The organism is uncultured Coprobacter sp. (genome assembly GCF_947855755.1).
Classification (GTDB): domain Bacteria; phylum Bacteroidota; class Bacteroidia; order Bacteroidales; family Coprobacteraceae; genus Coprobacter.
The window spans coordinates 21,574-41,884 of record NZ_CANUAR010000001.1 but is presented as its reverse complement, the minus strand read 5'-3'; the positions used below and the strand labels follow the sequence as shown (position 1 = coordinate 41,884).

The window sequence follows — 20,311 nt, the reverse complement described above, 5'->3', positions numbered from 1 at the left end:
GCTGAAATCAACCGTATAAATATTTGAACTATTATATATAGGATTCTGCCCCATGACAGAGTCCTATATTTTTATAAGCATACGCACATCTACAAAAAATAAATAGCTCAGAGATTGCATGAAAAACAGGTATGTAAAGAATTTATTGAAAATCGGTGTTCCCGTTTTACTTATTGGTGGGTTGATTGTAGTTAAGTTGATGGATTCTCCGGCGGGAGAAAGTAAAAAAGATATTAAGAAGGGAACGCAGATTCCGGTCAATGCATTTATTGTGAAGCCGTTCAGGTTGAGTTCCGATATTCAGGCTGTCGGAACATTGTTGCCGAATGAAGAGGTCGATTTGGTTGCTGAAACGACGGGAAAAATTGTCGGAATTTATTTTAAGGAAGGGCAACATGTCGAAAAAGGGGCATTATTGCTTAAAGTCGATGATTCTGATTTGCAAGCACAGTTGAAGCGTGCACTTTTTCAGCAGAAACTGTTGTCCGAAAAATTGGAACGTCAACGTATATTATTTGAAAAAGATGCTGTTAGCCGTGAAGAGTTTGATCAGGTACAAACTGATTATAATTTGATAGAAGCGGATATTTCTCTTTTGAAAGTAAAAATTGACAAGACGGAGTTGCGAGCTCCTTTTGCCGGAGTTCTCGGGTTTCGTAATGTCAGTTTAGGAGCATATTTACAACCGAGTACGATCGTCACACGTTTGGTTGATGACGGGTTATTGAAAGTCGAATTTTCAGTTCCGGAAAAATATGCGGGAAAAGCATTGGTCGGGGCAACGGTACAGTTTACGACGGAATCATCCGATAGGAAATTCAATGCGTCGGTATATGCTGTTGATTCTAAAGTCGATTCGGATACGCGTACTATTTCGATACGTGCCCGTTGTGAAAATCCCGGTCGATTGTTAGCTCCGGGAATGTTTGCTCGGTTGAATCTTATAACCAGAGTCTCCAATCATTCGTTGCTTGTTCCTACACAGTCGGTTGTTCCTGAAATGGAAGGTAAAAAAGTTTGGATGTTAAGAAATGGGAAAGCTCATTCTACCGTTATAGAGACAGGACAACGTACAGAGAATAAAATCGAGGTAATCTCGGGTTTGTCGGTCGGGGATACTATATTGGTAACCGGACTGATGCAAGTAAAAGAAGGGGCTGCCGTAAAGCCTGAAACCGTAGAATAATATTAAACTGTATTGTCCGCCATGAGTCTATCTTCTGTCAGTATAAAACGTCCGGTCCTTGCTACAGTGATGAATTTGGTATTTATCATTATAGGTATGATCGGTATAACATTTTTAGGTGTTCGAGATTATCCCAGTGTCGATCCTCCTATTATATCGGTGAGTACGACTTTCACCGGAGCGAATGCCGATGTTGTGGAGACACAAATTACCGAACCGTTAGAGTCCGCTATTAATGGGATTCCCGGAATTCGTTCTTTGGTAAGTCAGAGTCGAGATGGTCGGAGTAATATAAGAATAGAGTTTGAGTTGGAAGTGCCTCTTGAGACGGCGGCGAATGATGTTCGTGACAAAGTCTCGGGGGCGTTGAGAAAATTACCTGAAGATATAGATCCTCCGGTGGTTTCAAAAGCCGATGCCGATGCTCAGCCGATTTTTGGCCTTTATTTAAGTAGCGATACCCGTTCGATTATCGATGTAAGTACGTACGCCGATTTGCATCTTAAAGAACGGTTGCAAACAATTCCCGGAGTAAGTAGCGTAGAGATATGGGGAGAGAAAAGGCTGGCGATCCGGCTTAAAATGGACCCGATGTTATTATCTGCTTATGGTCTTACGCCGATGGACGTGAGTAATGCTGTTTCTGCCGGAAATGTAGAGTTGCCTTCGGGACGTATCGAAGGGGATAACACAGAGTTGACGGTACGTACGATGGGACGCTTGTTGACGGTAGAGGATTTTAATAACCTCGTGTTGCGTCGGGATGGGGATAAAGTCGTTCGTTTCAGAGATGTAGGAAAAGCTACCGTCGATTCGGAGAATAATCGTTATATAATGAAGATGAATAACAACCCTATGGTGGGGTGTGTTATTATCCCGCAGCCGAGAGCTAATTATGTGGATATTGTCGATCGAGCGTATAAGGTAGTGGAAGATATTAAAGCAGATTTGCCGGACGATATGCAATGCGGTATTTATCAGGATGATACAGTATTTATTCGAAATTCGATCAATGAGGTTAAAAGTACTATTGTAGAAGCGTTTGTTCTTGTTGTTCTTATTATATTTTTATTTTTACGGAACTGGCGTACGACGCTTATACCTGTATTGACGATACCGATATCTTTGATCGGGACATTTTTTATAATGTATTTGGCCGGATTCACGATAAATATCCTTACGCTTTTGGCAATCGTTCTTTCGATAGGTCTTGTTGTCGATGATGCTATTGTCGTGATGGAGAATATCTATAATAAGGTAGAAAAAGGTATGTCTCCTTTGGAAGCCGGGTTTAAAGGTTCTCAGGAAATATTCTTTGCGGTAATTGCAACGACGGTTGCATTAGTTGCCGTGTTTGTGCCTATTGTCTTTTTACAGGGAACGACCGGTCGTCTTTTTCGTGAGTTTAGTGTCGTAATCGCGGGAGCTGTAGCGATATCTTCATTTGTTGCGTTGTCATTCACACCGATGCTTTCGACTAAATTGTTAACTCGAAACGTGACCGGTAATTGGTTTTACAGAGTTACCGAGCCTTTTTTTGTATGGTTTACGAATGCGTATCGCAGCAGTTTGGAATCTTTTATGCGGCATCGTTATATCGCTCCGGTTATTTTATTATTGTCGGGTGTAGCTATTTATTATTTTTGGATGACGTTGCCGTCGGAAATGTCTCCAATGGAAGACCGTGCTCAGTTGAGGGTCGTATCTACAGCGACAGAGGGATCGAGTTTTGAATATATGGACCAGTATATGACGGATTTGACTACCTATTTAGAGAAAGAAGTTCCGGAAGAAGATTTGATTATGTCTTTGACCGGAAGAGGAGGACAAACCAATTCTGCATTTTGTAATGTGATGTTAGTCCCGTCAGAAGATCGTGATCGTACTCAGCAGGAAATTGCCGATGATTTAGCTCCTCAATTGAAGCAACTTACCGGTGCTCGTACTATGGTAACACAACGTCAGACTTTCGGCAATCAGCGGGGCGGGTTACCGGTAGAGTATGTCATACAAGCAAAAAATCTGGATGATTTGAAAGGTATTTTGCCTAAATTTATGAATGAGGTTTCTCAAAGTCCGGAGTTTTCTACCTATGATTTAGACTTGAAATTTACTAAACCGGAACTGACGATTAATATTAATCGGGATAAGGCCGCTTTGTTAGGGGTATCGGTAGAAGATATTTCGAGAACATTGCAGCTAACCATGAGCGATCAGAGGATAGGGTATTATATCCTGAATGGAAAACAATATCAGATCATAAGCGAGTTCGATAAATCGCAACGGAATAAACCTGCCGATTTGGCGACAGTTTATGTGAGGGGAAAAGATAATAAACTGGTCAGTTTAGATAATTTGGTGACAATGGAAGAGAGTAGTACGCCACCCCGGTTATTTAGATACGACCGTTTTGTCTCGGCAACAGTTTCTGCGTCTCCGGCAAAAGGAAAGACATTAGGACAGGGTATCGATGAGATGGATAGAATTGCAGACAAAGTTCTGAATGAAGATTTTAAAACGACTCTGTCCGGAAGTTCTAAAGATTTTGTAGAAAGCTCTTCCAGTCTTTTATTTGCATTTATTTTCGCATTGATATTTATTTATCTTGTTCTTTCGGCTCAATTTGAAAGTTTCCGAGATCCGTTGATTATTATGCTTACAGTCCCGTTGGCATTGGTGGGAGCATTGCTCTCTTTATGGTATTTCGGACAAACGATGAATATTTTTAGTCAAATCGGTATAATTATGCTGATAGGGTTGGTTTCGAAGAACGGTATTTTAATTGTCGAGTTTGCTAATCAGCGTAAGGCTGACGGTTTGAGTATGCATGAGGCTATACTTGATTCTGCTGTGGCACGTTTTCGACCTATATTGATGACCAGCCTTTCTACGGTATTAGGAACACTACCTATGGCGTTGGCTACCGGTTCGGGTTCGGAGAGTCGTATTGCTATGGGTATTGCCGTTGTTGGCGGAATGGTATGTGCTACCGGATTGACACTTTATGTAATTCCGGCAATTTATACATATTTGTCGGCTTCTAAAATCAAAGTGATTAATGAAGAAACTTATACAAAATCATGATAAGAAGTATTGTAATATTTTTTTTATTGATTTGTCCGTTGGGAGTAACGGCGCAAGAGACCTTAACGCTTTCCGACTGCATCAGTAAAGCGTTAGAATCTAATTACGGTATCCGTATTGCAAAGAACGAAGAACAAATAGAGCGTAATAACCAGAATTATTCTTCTTTTTTGCCTTCACTTTCGGCAGAAGGCACACAGAAAGAATCGATTATAAATTCGAAAAGGAAAGATGCAAATAGCGGAACAGAGAAAAAATTCAGTGGCAGCATTACCGATAATTATGGCGCTAATATAAATTTGAACTGGACTATTTTTGATGGTTTGGCGATGTTTACGACTCATGAAAAACTCAATGAGTTTATTGCTATCGGAGAACTGAAAACTCGTATGGCTGTCGAGAATCTGATAGCACAAGTTAATACCGGATATTATAATGTATTGGTGCAGAAGAGCTTGCTGGATGCAGCTAAACAGAGTCTCGATCTTTCCCGTCAACGATATGAAATAGCCTTACAGAAAAACCGGATCGGGAGTCTTTCAGGTTTGGAGCTGAAACAAACCAAAATCGATCTGAATTCTGATAGTTCGACATTAGTAAAGCAGCAAGAGCAGTTGCGTAGTGCTTATATTACGTTGAATACGCTGATGAATATCGATTTGCATAAAAGAGGATATGTAAAAGATACGATACTGTTACATCCGATGTACCCGAAAGATGAAGTGCAGACATTGATGTTGAATAACAATACGACACTATTGATTGCTCGTCGGGAACAGAAAGTGTCGGAACTTGACCTTAAATTAGCCCGGTCGGCTTATTTCCCTTCGGTAGATTTTACGGCAGGATATAGTTTTTCACGGACTGAATCACCGGCATCTATATCGACTTTTAATCAGAATACAGGTCCGTTTTGGGGTTTTACGCTCTCCGTACCGTTGTTTAATCGTTTGGAAACCCGTAAGAAGGTAAGAAATGCGAAGATTGAGATAGAAAATAGTAAGTTGAGTTATCAGGAAGTAGAGTTACAGATGTTAAGCGATTTGGCTCAGCTTTATAATAGTTATGAAAATAACTTGATTATGGTTGGTTTTGAGTCGGAGAGTGCAGATGTGGCGTTGGTAAGCCTTAAAACTGCATTAGAAAGATATCGGCTCGGGAGTCTTTCGGGATTGGAGTTCAGAGAATTTCAGCGAAGTTATTTAGATGCCGTAACTCGGAAAATATCAGCTCAGTTTCAGGCAAAATCAACCGAAGTTTCATTATTGTTGATGAGCGGTCGTTTGCAAGCTCAATAAGAACCTGTCTAAATTTTGCACAGATATTTTTTGAATTGGAAAATTTAAACAGGCTCTAAAAACTTATTGTATAATTCCGCTGGCCAGACAAAGTTTTTTATCATAGCTGTATATAACACCGAATTGTCCGGGGGCGATACCCTGTATTTTTTTATCGGAAGTGATTCTGACAATATTATTGTCGATGCGTTGTATCGTTCCCGGTGTAAATTCCGGAGTGTGTCGATTTTTAAATGTGATCGGTGTATCATGTGAAAGGTCTCCGAGAGGATTTCCGGATATGAACTGGAATCCGCTTAAATCAAGAATGTTTCCATATTGTGTTTCCGGGTCAGATCCGTTCGAAACATATAGTATATTCTGTTCCGGATCTTTTTTTATGACAAACCACGGGCCTCCGCTGAGACCGAGACCTTTTCTTTGTCCGATAGTATGAAACCAGTATCCTTTATGTTTTCCGACTATATGCCCACTTTCTAAGTCTATTATATCTCCTTCTTTTTCTCCTAAATAATTACGTATAAATTGGTTATAGTTAATATTCCCCAAGAAGCAAATTCCCTGACTGTCTTTTCTTCGAGCACTCGGAAGATTCTGTTGTAAGGCAATTGTTCTGACTTCGTCTTTCATCATATTTCCGATGGGAAATAGTAATTTGGAGATTTGTACGTGATTAAGTTGTGCCAAAAAATCGGTTTGATCTTTTACCGGATCTTTTGCCGTGGCGAGATAAGTAATATCATCTATGATCCGGGTATCGGCATAATGACCTGTAGCTATTTTATCGAAATCTTTTCCCCAATATTTTTCAAAAAATCCGAATTTGATAAATTTATTACACATTACATCGGGATTAGGAGTCAGACCTCTTTTTATCGTTTCGAAAGCATACCCCATGACATATTCCCAATATTCATTATGTAGAGAAACGATCTCCATCGGGCATCCGTATTTACGGGCTATATAGGTTACTATTTCTATATCTTCCTCCGAGTGGCAGTCCAGATTTTTATCTTTATCTTCCATGCCGATACGGATATAAAATAGAGTAGGAGTGTATCCGGCTTCTTTCAATTGATAGACGGCAACCGAACTATCGACCCCGCCAGAGGCTAACATGGCTATATTCATTGATATATTATGTTTTCTTAGTGTAGTTGTTTAGTTTTTGAATGACAATACTGATTGTTCTTTTGCCTGCAAAAGTACATGAAAATAGTATAGATTAAATTAGAAAACACTTTTTTAATTATAATTTAGGTGCTTTTATAATATAGCCTCTTAGTGCCAGTCTAAATTTTCCAATAAGAAAATGTTATTAGGTCACCTTTAGGTTTTCTTCCGGTCTTTTTTCCCGTTTTCACTCGTCAGATAGTCCCGCTATCCTCCTCGTAAAAACAACAAAACATCCTCGAAAGAAAATCTTAAACCTGACCCGAGTAAAATTTAGAAAGGCTCTTAATCGGTATAAATTTACTTTTAAATGAATTTTTTTCGTTTGTATTTACAAATTAAGGCAGAATTATGAGTATTATTAATATCACCCTTTTACATTTGTTCTAAATAAATTTATACATAGTGAAAACACACATACTAAATTTGAAAGCATACGCTCTGACCGTTGCTTTAGGAGCGGCATTTAATTATGGAGTTGCCGCAGAGAAGAAATCAGAAAACCCGGATACGAAAATTTACCAACATTTTATCATTTACGGGCAAAGTCTTTCTACAGGACATCAGTCTTATCCGGCTTTAACAACAGAACCTTTGTCCGGGAATTATATGATCGGAGATCAAATCTGGATTAATCAAGGTAATCATAATTCTACGATTTTGAATCCATTAAAATCGTCTTTAGCTTTAACAGAGAAAAGATCTCCGTTGAGTCGGAATGGAGGTATTGCCGAATGCCCAATAACTGCGGCAGTCAATCATTTGAGATTGAAAATAAATGATTCATCTGTTAATTATATTGCGACTTCTACAGGTGTGGGAGGAAAGACGATCGATCAATTATCGAAACATTGTCGGAACAAAAATATTTATCAGGAAGGTTTTTTGAAAGCCGCATTTGCCGCACCGCAGATAGCGGCTAAAGAAAATGCATCTGTGACGTGTCCTTTAGTGATTTGGATGCAAGGGGAATATAATTATTGGGCAGATACGACGAGGGGATTATTACCCCATATTCCGAATGTGGTGGGAAAAGATGAATATAAGACTTTAATGCTACGGTTGAAAAACGATATGCAAAATGATATCGTTTCTATTTATAATCAGCACAGTAAGCCTCTTTTTATAACCTATCAGGTCGGTGCGCAATATACTCGAGGGAAAACCTTGAATATCGGTATGGCCCAATTAGAGGCTGCAAACGAAACAGAGGATATTATTTGTGCCGGTCCGGTGTATCCGATGACAGATCGTGGGGGACATCTCGATGCGAACGGTTACCGTTGGTATGGAGAGATGTTGGCTAAGGCTTATTACCATACCATAATCGAGGGAAAACCTTTTATTCCTTTACAACCCGAAGAATTATCGAGAACTTCTGATCCTAAAGAAATTAAAATTTGTTTTAGAGTTCCTGTGAAGCCATTGGTACTTGATGATTATACTACGGAAAAGATAAAAGATTACGGTTTCGCTATTTATAATGATGGTATCCGGCAAAAGATTACGGATGTAAAGGTAAAGGGTGATTGTGTGTATATAACTTGTGAAAAGGATTTATCGGGGGCAATAGAGGTGACTTATGCCGGAGCTGATGAATTTAAAGGTCATGGTAATTTGCGGGATAGTGACGATTATGAAGCATATTATACATATATCGATCAGGATGAAAAGAATAGCGACGGGACTTTTATTTTTGTCCGGGATAGAGATAAAGATGGAAATTATGTCACTTTGCGTCCTAATTATGAACCGAGAGATAAGTCCGGCAATATCATATACGGTCGCCCGTATCCATTATATAACTTCAGCGTGGCTTTTTATTATAAGTTAGATAAAGGTGTAAAAAAATATCGGATACATATTCCTGAAAAAGATAAGTCCGAATTAGATAAAGTCTTGGAGATAAATAAATAATTAATTAATCTTTATTCTATATCAGTATGAAAAATAATTTACTAAAAAATGTGCTTATTGCCGCATTGTTTTGCAGTTCAGGTAACTATCTTTCGGCTACCGATTTGTATCTTTCTTCTGCCGGAAATGATACAAATAACGGTTTATCGGCAGAAACTCCGGTAAAGACTTTGTCACGAGCATTCACTTTGGCTGAAAACGGTGATGAAATACACGTGCTTGATTTTATCGATATTTCTGCCGAGCCTAAGAAAGAGGGCAGTTCTTCGAATAATGACATTAAAGTGGATGGTTCTACCACATTCGAACTTGGTGAAGTAACCTATGCGACTTGGAATGTTCAGGGAAAAAATGGTGTGAGACCTTTGGATAAATCTTTGAAAATTACAGGAAAAAGTGCTGAAACTTGCGGATTTGTCGGAAATGGAACGACACGTTTGATTCGTATCGATTCTTTTAATCAGTCGATAGAGTTTGCAAATCTTTCTTTCAAAGAGGGAAATAGTATTCCTATGGGAAGTGACTTCGGTGGAGCGGTGTATATCAGGAATGCATCGGCATCTTTTACCGATTGTGTTTTTGACGGCAACTCCGCTGATGGGAAAGGTGGTGCGGCTGTTTATGCTTTGTTGGAACAAGATCGATTTAGTGTGTCTTTTGTCGGTTGCTCATTTTCCGATAATACGACGGGCAAAGGGAATGGAGCTGTAGCTCATATTTTAGCAGGTAAGAATATTTCGTTCAAAGAATGTCTTTTTGAGAATAATACGACAACGAGTTTGGGAGGCGTATTTTTCGTGCAAGGAGATCTTATGCTTAGAGTTGAAAAATCTGTATTCAAAAATAATACCGCAAAAGACGGAGGCGTGTTTGCATTTTTGGATAATGCGGCTAAAAAGACCGGAGCTTATTTTGAAGGTTGTGCATTTTTGTATAATTCCGTTACAGAACATGGTGGTGCTGTTTATGTAGATAATAAAACTACCGGATCGACATGTGATTTGTCTTTTATCAATACGACTTTTTACGGTAATCATGCCGCATCTTTCGGAGGTACTATTATGATGAATAACGGTAAAGACGGAAGCATGCTTAATCTTGTAAATTGTACGATTACCCGTAATACGAGTGCTTTCGGCGGGGCGACACCTCAAGCCGGAATACGTGTGGCTGCCGGTGCTGCTAATACCGTAACCTATAATATATATAATTCTATTATTGAAAATAATTATCTGAAAGATGATCCTACAAAAGTTTTGGATATGTCTGTACAAGGTAATGATTCTTATCTGATAGACGGGAAGAATTTTAATCTTAAAAATTCTTTTTTGGGACGTTTGTTGGCTGATCATGGATATACTTCTCCTCTCGAAAATGAGAATTATATAAATTATAATGGCGGATCGATTGCGGGATTAGCTATCGATCCGGATAAATATATTGCCACGCAAAACAGTGTCCCGGTTTATACCACTTCTCCGGCGTATCGTCAGGGGAATGCTGAATTTTTGCAGGATTTGGGCATTATGACCGATCAATTGGGTGCTGTACGTTCTTTTGCTGACGGACGTTGTGCATCAGGAGCGATCGAGACGCCGCTGACTCCCGGTGGCGGAGAAGGAGAATCGTCGGTTTATGAGCATTTTATAATATACGGTCAGAGTCTTTCTACCGGACATCAGTCTTATCCTTCTATGTCGACCGAATCTTTAGAGGGTAATTATATGATCGGGGATCAAGTTTGGATAAATCTCGGGAATACGACTTTTGACAAATTTAATCCTTTGAAAGCCTCTTTGGCTATTTCGGATAAAAATTCGGCTAAGACTAAAAATGGCGGTATTGCCGAATGTCCTATTGTTGCGGCAGTAAATCATCTTCGTTTGAAAATAGATGATCCTGATGTAAAATATGTAGCGACTTCTACCGGTACGGGAGGTAAAACTATTGAACAGCTTTCAAAACATTGTACCAATGGATATTTGTATAATGATTTTAAATATGCGATGTTTTACGGGGCTAAAATTTCTCGGGAACTGAACAGCGTGATTTCTTGTCCGGCAATTATTTGGATGCAAGGAGAATATAATTATACTTCGGATTCTGAAAAGGGGTTGACACCGGGTGTACCTAATACAACCGATAAGAATGAATACAAATCTCTGTTATATAAATTGAAGGACGATATGCAGCAGGATGTCATGAACAGTTATGCTCAAGACGAGAAACCTTTGTTTATCACTTACCAGACCGGCGCGCAATATACTCGGGGGAAAACTTTGGAAATAGGTATGGCTCAATTGGAAACCGCTAATGAGAATGAGGATATGATTTGTGCCGGACCGGTGTATCCGATGACAGATCGGGGAGGTCATCTCGATGCGAACGGTTACCGTTGGTATGGAGAGATGTTAGGTAAGGCATATTACCGTACGAAGGTATTGGGGCAACGCTTTGTTCCTTTGCAGCCGATAGAAATCTCCCGTACGGATAATGCGAAAGAGGTAAAAATTCGCTTCCTTGTTCCGAAATTACCTTTGGTGTTGGACGATTGGACTGTACAGAAGAAAACGGATTACGGCTTTAGAGTATATAATGATGACGCACAACAGACGATAACGAATATCCGGATAGAAGGAGATTGCGTTTATTTGACTTGTGCTCAGGATTTGAGCGGTGTAATTGAAGTAAATTACGCCGGAGATGGAGCAAACGGCGGACATGGTAATTTGCGTGATAGTGATGATTATGAGGCTTATTACAAATATATCGATCATGATAAGAAAAATCCTGACAACTCTTATTTCTATCCTCGTGATAAGGAAAATGATAATTATGTGACTTTGAGACCTGATTATGAACCGAAAACACAGTCGGGAGAGATTATATACGATCAATCTTATCCGCTTTATAATTTTAGCGTGGCATTTTATTATAAATTAGATAAGGGCGAGCAAAATTATAAAGTTCCGAATCTGGACGATATTACCGATTCGGCAGAAGCTGTTCAAGTAAGTGGAGCTTCTTTGCATCAAGCCGGTAATTCTATCCTCTTAAAGGGGGTTAGAACTCCCGTACAAGTAAAACTTTATTCTCTTTCGGGAAGTTTATTGAAAATTATTGATGCGCCTCAGTCCGGTTTATATTCTTTAAGCGATTTTGATAAGGGTATTTATATCGCTAAAGCGGTAATTGATGGGAGTACTTGTTCTTTGAAAATATCGATACGGTAAAATTTAATAATCGAGTAAAAAATGGGCTACTTTTTGAGGTAGCCCATTTTTATGGAAACGTAAAGTTTGTTATTGTTCTGTTATTAAAGAATAACTTTCTTTATTTCATTTCCTGCTTTAATCAGATAAACTCCTCGAACAGATAAGTTTATAAAACATGAGTTTTCAATTGTTACGGTATCATAGATGATTGCACCGTTTAATGAGAATACAGTTATCTTTTCTCCTGAGGAAAGTCCGGACAAATGTATTTTTCCGTTTGATACTGTTACGTTAAAAGAGCTTTTTTCGGATTTATCGACAGCCGAAGTTCCTTTATTCACATTTTCCGATTTTTCTCCGAGACTTCCGGCTTCGTTGACGGCCTGGATGCAATATTCGTCGTTGTCTTTACTTGCAGCATCGGTATAAGATGTTTCGGTAGTAAATCCGATTACTTCATTATTGCGAAGTATTACATAACAGATGGCATAAGGTACGGCTTCCCAACTAAGTACATTTTCTGAGATCGTTACATTTTGCGGTATGCCTATTGTTTCTATTAAGCTGCGAGGATTCCAGTTGTCATTGCCGCTGACGATATTTTCATAGGTATAGCGGGCTGCCTCATCAGCAGAAAGTTCAGCTTTACACTCACCGCCTTCTTCCATACCTTCGTCAGTACCTGTATAAAATGTTCTTCTGTTATTTAGATCTACGGGATTTCCATCTATATCCATACTGTTATATTCTGCAAATAGGGCGGGTATTCCTCCCATTTCACTCCAGCCCTCCGGAGCAATTCCTACTTTCATGGTCGTGTTTAACCATACGCAGATCGGGTTATTATGCCAAGGTCGTCCTAATTTGTTTTTGCCGTCGTTCGAAGCTTCATTCCCATCGATGGTACAGTGATCGAAAACATATCCCCATTGAGTTCCTTTTTCATGCTCTGGAGCAGTGATGACCGATCCGCTTCTGACATTGTATAATGTGCAATCTTCGAATAAGCAATCTCCAGCTCCATAGACATAATCGACAGCTCCTTCGATATAGCATCCTTTTACATAATGACGGTATCCGGTGTTTCCCGGAGTCATCCATGTATCTTGGTAAGAGCGGAATTTACAATTATGAAAAGTTATGCGGTCACCCTTTGTCATCATAGCTAATGATTGCGGTCCGTTTTGGCGTTCTACACCCCAGTCGTTAATGAAGGAAATATTTTCGGAAAAGAAGTCATTACTATTTATTCTGACAACAGTTCCTTCCATTTGGTATGTCGGAGATTCGGGATTATGTACCGAATATTTCCATGCTGCCGTGTCGTTCTGATACCATTGTGATCCTTCTTGCGGTTCGCTTTGAACATTGATTTTCAAATGTATGTTTGTTTTTTCTTTATCTTGACCGATAAGGTGTATGTTCGGTTTGTCAGAAGGAATAACGACTTGTTCTTCGTAAGATCCGTTTTTAATAAATATCAAATAAGGTGTAGTTCTGTTTTCCGGGGCAGCGTCTATTGCGGCCTGCACCGATTCATAATCTCCGGTTTTATCTGCTGCGACTACGGCATCAAATACCCGTGCAATCGGCTGGGGACGATTCATTGTCGTGAAATTCAATGTAACGCCTTCAAATGGATTTCCTGCACGGTCGGTAATTGCACCGGCTGGTACGGTAAAAGTATAGGATGTATTATATTCGAGACCTTTGTATTCAAAGGATGCTGTACTGCTTCCGAATATCGGTTCGATAACAGAACCGTTAAATTCTATCTCTCCTGTACCGGCTTGTACCTGTTCGTTAAAAGATAAAACGATTTTTCCATTTGCAGATGCCGTATTAGAATTATTTTCAGGAGAAGTCGATAGTAGTATCGGCGCTTCTTTATCATCGATGCTGGAATTATCGGCATAGACAAAAATATTTGTTAAATAGAAGCCTTCGGTATCACTGCTTCCCGGAGTTCCGATCAAATCGCTTGTCGCATCTGCCGCCCAACGAATATATACAGTATTTGCTCCTTCAGCTTCTTCGGGTAAGAAAGCTTCCATTTTTTCCCAATTTGCGCTGGTCTCTTCCATAGTAATAGTCGTTAAATCTGTAAAATCGTTTCCGTTTAGGGAATATTGCATTTTTTGCGTTTTGTGTACGCATGCGTTGTCTGCAGCAACTAAGGAAGTTACTTTTATATTTACATAATCTTTTGCTGAAAATTTAGCCTGAAAATAACGGGGATTATTCATTGAGACATAATCGGTATAACGTCGTGCACAGTTATAAGTGATACCTCCGAAGGTACGAGTACTTCCTCCCCAGTTTGTCGTACTTCCGTCTCCATTATATAAGGAAAGTAATCCTTTATTGTCTGTTGTAGCGGCATAATCGGCCGGACGTTCACCTCTTGGTTCACTCGTTTCCAGATCCCAACCTACGATAAATGGAATTTTGTCGAAAGTTGCAGTATAGATTTTATCTCCATCGATTTTGACCGTACGTTTGTTTTCGCTCGAACCGTCCTCCCATTGCAGGAAAGATGTAATAGGATTAGTTTCTATGGTCATAGTTACGATCGTACCTTCAATATATTTTCCGTCAGTCGGCTCAGGATTAAGATTTACTGTTCCCCATTGAGCGCCTGCCCCATCTTTATTAACAGTAAATGTGTAGGTCGTTAGTTTGTCAAATACGGCGACTATCTCTAAATCATTCTCAATATTGAAAGAATAAGGATTTTCTGTCGATAATATTTCCCCGTTTTTTGTTTCCCATTGTTTAAAAGAGTAGCCGAAATTCTCGGTAGCGGTGACTGTGACCGGATCACCTTGATTAAAAGTGACGTTTGAGGGAGAGACGCTTCCGGCATTTTCCGGCATTACCGTTGCTGAAAATTGTGCAGGAGATGTAACCTGCTTGATCCATCTCGTATCTCCCACACATTTGCCGTCTTTTCCTGCGGTAGCTAATGGAGAGCTTGATAAGATGGTAAAATCACCGTTGGCGGCATCGGGAAATCCGATAGTGGTTAATCCTAAGCTCTCTAAAGTAATATCGTTTATCGTCTCTGTCCGGTTATACCCGCCATAGTTGACAATCAGGTTTTTCTCGGCAGTAAGTGTTCCTCCGGTTGCATTTAGAATCGATGGTGTTTTGCCGCTTACTCCCGGTTCATTGATGATATTGTTTGTGAAATTATAAATGGAATTTGTGCTGTAATTTTTTGCCGTGTTACAAATCGCATATTTTGTATCTTTAGACCATTTGTAAACCGTATTGTTCTCAAAAATAAAAGTAAATATATTGTTATTGTCCGATCCGGTAGGAGAGAAAAAGCTTTCGCCTAAATAATTATACAGCGAACAATTTTTTACAGATACTTTTTTGACGATATGTTTAGGATATAAAAAATTCCATCCGTTATTTCCACAATCGTAGATTAGGCAATTTTCGAATTCTATGTTATTTATCGTACCATCATTACTTGTTCGTAATAAACAGCGTCCGATGTTCGTAATTTCTGAATTTTTGAATTCCAGAGTAGATATATTCCCGAAATTTCCGCTTATAAAATAATCTGCCGAACGGTTTATTTTTACGCCATCGAAGATTAATCCTCCTCCATTTTCAGATGTATCGTCATTTCCTGTTATGTCGAAAGTAATAACCACTTCTGCATTTTCTTCCGCTTTTAGAGTAATACTTTTGTCTGAGGGAAAAGATATTTGCTTATTATATGTTCCGCTGCTCATCAATAATATATCTCCGTTTTCGGCTTGAGTATAAGCTTCATTGAAAGTTTGAGTGGTAACATTAATTTCTTTTGCATAGATTTGAGGTAGCAGAGAGCTTAAAAAAGCGATGCTTCCAAAAAGTTTTTTAATATCCATATAGTAAAATTTTAAAGTTAATGATGATAAGAGGTTGTGCCAGAGTTTTGACACAACCTCAAAGTGTTATTCTTTTACGATTAGTTTGATGATCTGACTGTCGGCTTTTATAAGATATATACCGTTATTCAGCTTTATCGAAAATTGCTGTCCGTAGATTTTATCAAGAAGAATTCTTCCCTGCATGTCTGAAATACATAAATTTTCGCAAGGATATTGCAGTGATAGAATGCCGTTGCGGTAATTGGCCTGATTTCCGCTTTGGGCGATTTCTTCTTTAATACCGGAGGTATTTCCTTTTACAGTCAGTGTCCCATTACCTTCGAAAAATTCAGAGTGAGAATTTGCATCGAATGTTCCTTCTGTATATTCCGTATCGTTTAAAATCAATTTACCTACTATGCCGTTTGTGTTCATAACAGCTTTACCTCCTGAAAGAAGGGATAATGTCGTCGATTCTCCTGCCGCGTCTGCGTGTTTAAATATAACCTTGTTTCCAGTACCTACTTGTATTTCTGAAGCGCCGAAAGCATTTGCTCCTTCCCCTGATATATTGATAGAAGAACCTTCGGTACGCGGACTGTTCGTGATATTCCATATTCCGGAAAATTCCGAGTTATTTCCTTTTAAAACAATACTGGCTTCAGTTATGCTGTTCGAGCTGTTATCTATTGTTACGGTAGATTTTCCATCGATGTTTCCGGGAAAAGTCATTGCATTTATCTCACCTCCACTTAATTGTAGATTTATTTCTCCGTTAATATGGATCGGAGCATTCAGAGAGAAACCGCTTCCACTGGTTGCATAATTAAGTTTAGTGCCGCCTGCCATATATAATTCTTTGATTTCAGTATCTTTTCTTAGCCTGATATTGGCACTGTTCAGATAGATTATTACCGGAAAACTTGCCGTTTCAGCTTCCATTTCCGATTCAACGATTACGGTGTCTCCTTCTGTGGGTAATATGGCGGGAGTATAATTGGCCGCCACATTCCATTTTTTATTATCTTTAGGAGTCCATATAAACGGATATTGAGGATGTGTGATTGTCAACGTTCCGTTTCCTTCCAAATATGCAGGTAGCGATGACGCTGTATATTTCCCTTCGGCGAGCAGATTGTTATTTGTGTAGACTTCACTTAAAGAAATGTTTGCGCTGAGGTTGATTTTTCCTCCTTCTGCTACCTCTATTTTAGTTTTATGAAAAAGACAATCGTCAGATTTTACAGTCAGTTTGGCAGAATTCTCGATTTTGATGTTTCCTGTTCCTGCAGCATTCATACCCGAAACAGCTAATTCACCGTCATTGATATTCAGATCTCCGCTGAAGTTACTGTTGTCTCCTTGTATGGTTAGTGTTCCTGAACCTTCTTTATCGATAGAGCCTTCTCCTGAAATCGAAGTTGCAAGTATTAAAGTACCTGTTATTTGAAAATTCGTGTTGTTTTCGATAGATGCACTTCCGGCAGTGAAAATAACTCCGTTTTGATCATTCTTTACAGAACCGCCTTCAAAAGATAAGTTGCCTTTTAATTCTGATGTTTTGGATATGTTGGCAACGGAATTTTCGTGTAAGCTGATACTCCCGGCAAAAGAATTTCCGTTAATATCGATTTCTCCACTGTTGACGATGCCTAAATCTTTATCTCCGGGAACTCCTGCCGGATTCCAGTTATTTGCTTCATTCCAGGTCGAAGATGAAGATCCTGTCCATTCATAGATGTTGCTGACAGGAATTAATGTATAAGATTGCCCGGCTTCTGTCTGAAGATCGTATACTGTTGTTTCTTGTAATACTAATTCCGGAATTTTAGATTCGTCTTTGATAATTGGGTCGGGAATTTCGTAAACAGAATTCAACGGGTTGCTGTTGTTTCCTGTAGCAACACTTAATGTGAAATTTCCGTTAGCTTTTAATGGGGTTGCTGTACGGATGCGCAAATTTCCTCCGATATTGGATTTTATCGTTACCGAAACAATTTCTCCCCATTTCCATTGCATATCGACGATTTCAAAACCTCCACGAGCTTTTAATCCTTTTACGTTTCCTTCAGACCATGCGTCGGGTAGGGCAGGTAATAGATGCACTGTCCCGTCATGGCTTTGCAACAACATTTCGGCAATACCTGCACAACATCCGAAATTTCCGTCAATCTGGAAAGGTGGATGTGCATCGAACATATTTGCATAAGTACCACCGTCGGGGTCATCAATTGTCGCATTAGGGTCTTTCAGTTTTAATTGATTTTGTATCAATTTATATGCGTGATTTCCATCGAGGAGTCTCGCCCATAGACATACTTTCCAGCCCATAGACCATCCTCTGCTTGCATCGCCTCTTCCTTCTAAAGATTTTTTTGCTGCTTGAAACAGTTGAGGATTGGTATATGGCGAAATTTGGTTACCGGGAAACATTCCCCATAAATGGGATACATGACGGTGTCCGGAAGTTTCTTTGTCCCAGTCTTCAAGCCATTCTTGTAGTTGTCCGTATTTTCCGACGTGCATAGGGGGCAGTTGGTCTTTCAACTTTTTCAGATCTGCTGCGAAGTCGGCGTCTTTACCGAGAATTTCGGCTGCATCGATCGTATTTTTAAGTAAGTCGAAAACCATTTGATTATCCATTGTAACTCCACTGAAAAGTGCGACATTCTGTTTGTTTCCACTGTCATCGACATAAGAAAACAGTCCCGGATGATTTTCCGGAGAGTTTGATGGAGAGACAACCTTATATCTTGTTTTCGGATCGGTAATAAGGAAATCTTGATAAAATTCGCAGGCGCTTTTGAGAATAGGATAAACTTCGGATAAAAATTCTTTATCTCCGGTAAACAAGTAATGTTCCCAAAGATGAGAACAGAACCATGCATTACATGTCGGCCATATTCCGCAGGCACTTTTATCGACTGCGCCTGTGGAGCGCCACAAGTCGGTATTGTGATGAAGTGTCCATCCCCTGCAACCATACATCGTTTCTGCAGATTCCTGTCCGGTGACGCTTACATCTTTCACCATTTCAAGAAACGGTTGGTGACATTCACTCAAATTGGTTACTTCTGCAGGCCAATAGTTCATTTCCACATTTATATTTGTCGTATATTTGCTGTCCCATGCAGGATATTGTCCTGCATTCGGATTCCATATACCTTGCAAGTTGGCCGGTTGTGATCCCGGTTGAGAACTGGATATCAATAAGTAACGTCCGAATTGAAAATAGAGAGATGCTAATGACGGGTCATTTGTGTTGGAGAATTCCTCGATACGTTTATCTGTCGGTTTCTTTTCTTGAATGCTATTGCTTCCGAGGTCAAGAGAAACTCGTCCGAATTGCTCTTGATATCGGGTGATATGATCATTCTTTGCTTGCTCATAATCTTTGTCGAACTTGTTTAAATAGGAAAGAGCTTTTGCATCGCTGTCTCCACTTATGTCTTTATAATTTATAAAGTTTGTAGCTGATGATATATATATGTAAGCGACGTCGGCATCAGAGACTTTTAGTATTTTATTACTGCTATCCGCCGATTGATTTCCTCCCTCTGCCACTACTTTAATATAGGTCGTCGGTCTTAAAAGATTGGGAATGTTTTCTTCAGCAGTTTTGCCGGGTGTATTTTTTACTCTTATCGTATTATTTGTTCCACTGACGATTTCCGTAGATGCTTTGACTCGGTTGCTTTTCAACGGGCCTACAAAAGATGTGTTAAAATTGACCATTCCTTGTTTTGATGCGGAAATTTTGATGATAATCAAATCGTCGGTAAATGATGTAAATACTTCGCGTGTATAATCTACTCCGTCAACTGTGTAAGTTACTTTCGCTATTGCATTGGAAAGGTCTAACTCTCGATAATAATTTGTTGATGTTTTATGGCTTTCCGGAAAATCTAATAACAGGTTACCGATAGATTCATAAATCATGCCGTGCCCGGTAATATTGCGGTCTGCAATAATGTTTGCCAGTGCTACTTTTTGTGCTTCGGCATATTCTCCGTCATTGATATATTCTCGAATTTGATTTAAGTGTGTTTTCGCATTGGGATTTGCATTGTTATACGGACTTCCTGACCAATAAGTATCTTCATTGATCTGGATCGTGTCTTGTAGAATTGTACCATATACCATGGCAGCCAGTCTTCCGTTTCCTAACGGAAGGGCTTCCACCCAATAATCGGCGGGGCGATCATACCAGAGTTTCAGATCTTCTGCTTTTACAGATGTTATCCATGTAATAAATGACAGGATAATCAGCAATAAATGTTTGTTCATTGTCATTCGATATTAAATTTAGTAGTTAAAATTTTGATAACAAACATACGAATGCAGGGTGGAAATAGGTAGGTAAAAATGTACGGAAAAGAGGGTAAATTTGTGTATCGATAATAAATTTATTTTTTTTGAAATAGTTCTTGATGTGGAAAATTTGATAGCTTGAAGTATCATTATTTTATTGATGTCTCTGTTAAAAGGTATTTTTAATGTGTTTTTTTTGTTATGGCCTGTCTAAATTTTCCGATAGGGAAATATCGTCATGTCAGGTTCTTAGTGGTA

8 protein-coding genes are annotated in these 20,311 nt (G+C 39.2%); 5 read left to right on the top strand and 3 right to left on the bottom strand.

Annotated features, from left to right (window positions below; genetic code table 11):
• The first annotated feature begins 118 nt into the window (after positions 1–118).
• From Q0093_RS00090 to Q0093_RS00080, 3 genes are read left to right on the top strand one after another with little or no spacing between them, the layout of a single operon-like run.
• Positions 119–1,186, top strand: a complete 1,068-nt coding sequence (locus Q0093_RS00090; protein ID WP_297927872.1) for an efflux RND transporter periplasmic adaptor subunit — start codon at positions 119–121, stop codon at positions 1,184–1,186.
• Between the two features lie 21 nt (positions 1,187–1,207).
• Complete coding sequence (locus tag Q0093_RS00085; protein WP_297927870.1) at positions 1,208–4,270, top strand: efflux RND transporter permease subunit; 3,063 nt, start codon at positions 1,208–1,210, stop codon at positions 4,268–4,270.
• Positions 4,267–5,568, top strand: coding sequence for a TolC family protein (locus tag Q0093_RS00080; RefSeq protein ID WP_297927868.1), 1,302 nt, complete (start codon positions 4,267–4,269; stop codon positions 5,566–5,568). Before Q0093_RS00085 ends, Q0093_RS00080 begins: the two co-directional genes overlap by 4 nt.
• A gap of 63 nt (positions 5,569–5,631) precedes the next feature.
• Here the strand turns inward: Q0093_RS00080 and mnmA are convergent, their stop codons facing one another.
• Positions 5,632–6,699, bottom strand: coding sequence for a tRNA 2-thiouridine(34) synthase MnmA (gene mnmA / locus Q0093_RS00075; protein ID WP_297927866.1), 1,068 nt, complete (start codon positions 6,697–6,699; stop codon positions 5,632–5,634).
• 447 nt (positions 6,700–7,146) lie between these two features.
• On the opposite strand from mnmA, the gene Q0093_RS00070 reads away from it, so the two are divergent.
• Positions 7,147–8,658, top strand: coding sequence for a hypothetical protein (locus Q0093_RS00070; RefSeq protein WP_297927864.1), 1,512 nt, complete (start codon positions 7,147–7,149; stop codon positions 8,656–8,658).
• A gap of 26 nt (positions 8,659–8,684) precedes the next feature.
• Positions 8,685–11,891, top strand: a complete 3,207-nt coding sequence (locus tag Q0093_RS00065) for a hypothetical protein (RefSeq protein WP_297927862.1) — start codon at positions 8,685–8,687, stop codon at positions 11,889–11,891.
• Positions 11,892–11,974: 83 nt separating this feature from the next.
• Here the strand turns inward: Q0093_RS00065 and Q0093_RS00060 are convergent, their stop codons facing one another.
• Positions 11,975–15,760: a pectinesterase family protein gene (locus tag Q0093_RS00060; RefSeq protein WP_297927860.1), complete on the bottom strand. Its 3,786-nt coding sequence runs from the start codon at positions 15,758–15,760 to the stop codon at positions 11,975–11,977.
• Positions 15,761–15,826: 66 nt separating this feature from the next.
• On the bottom strand, positions 15,827–20,035 hold the full coding sequence (locus Q0093_RS00055) for a glycoside hydrolase N-terminal domain-containing protein (RefSeq protein WP_297927858.1): 4,209 nt from the start codon (positions 20,033–20,035) through the stop codon (positions 15,827–15,829).
• Positions 20,036–20,311 lie beyond the last annotated feature (276 nt).

What these genes read in the sequence shown, in the direction of transcription:
- mnmA (WP_297927866.1), bottom strand. Translation starts at nt 6,699, where the DNA reads ATGAATATAGCCATGTTAGCCTCTGGCGGGGTCGATAGTTCGGTTGCC.
- Q0093_RS00085 (WP_297927870.1), top strand. Translation starts at nt 1,208, where the DNA reads ATGAGTCTATCTTCTGTCAGTATAAAACGTCCGGTCCTTGCTACAGTG.
- Q0093_RS00080 (WP_297927868.1), top strand. Translation starts at nt 4,267, where the DNA reads ATGATAAGAAGTATTGTAATATTTTTTTTATTGATTTGTCCGTTGGGA.
- Q0093_RS00060 (WP_297927860.1), bottom strand. Translation starts at nt 15,760, where the DNA reads ATGGATATTAAAAAACTTTTTGGAAGCATCGCTTTTTTAAGCTCTCTG.
- Q0093_RS00090 (WP_297927872.1), top strand. Translation starts at nt 119, where the DNA reads ATGAAAAACAGGTATGTAAAGAATTTATTGAAAATCGGTGTTCCCGTT.
- Q0093_RS00065 (WP_297927862.1), top strand. Translation starts at nt 8,685, where the DNA reads ATGAAAAATAATTTACTAAAAAATGTGCTTATTGCCGCATTGTTTTGC.
- Q0093_RS00055 (WP_297927858.1), bottom strand. Translation starts at nt 20,035, where the DNA reads ATGACAATGAACAAACATTTATTGCTGATTATCCTGTCATTTATTACA.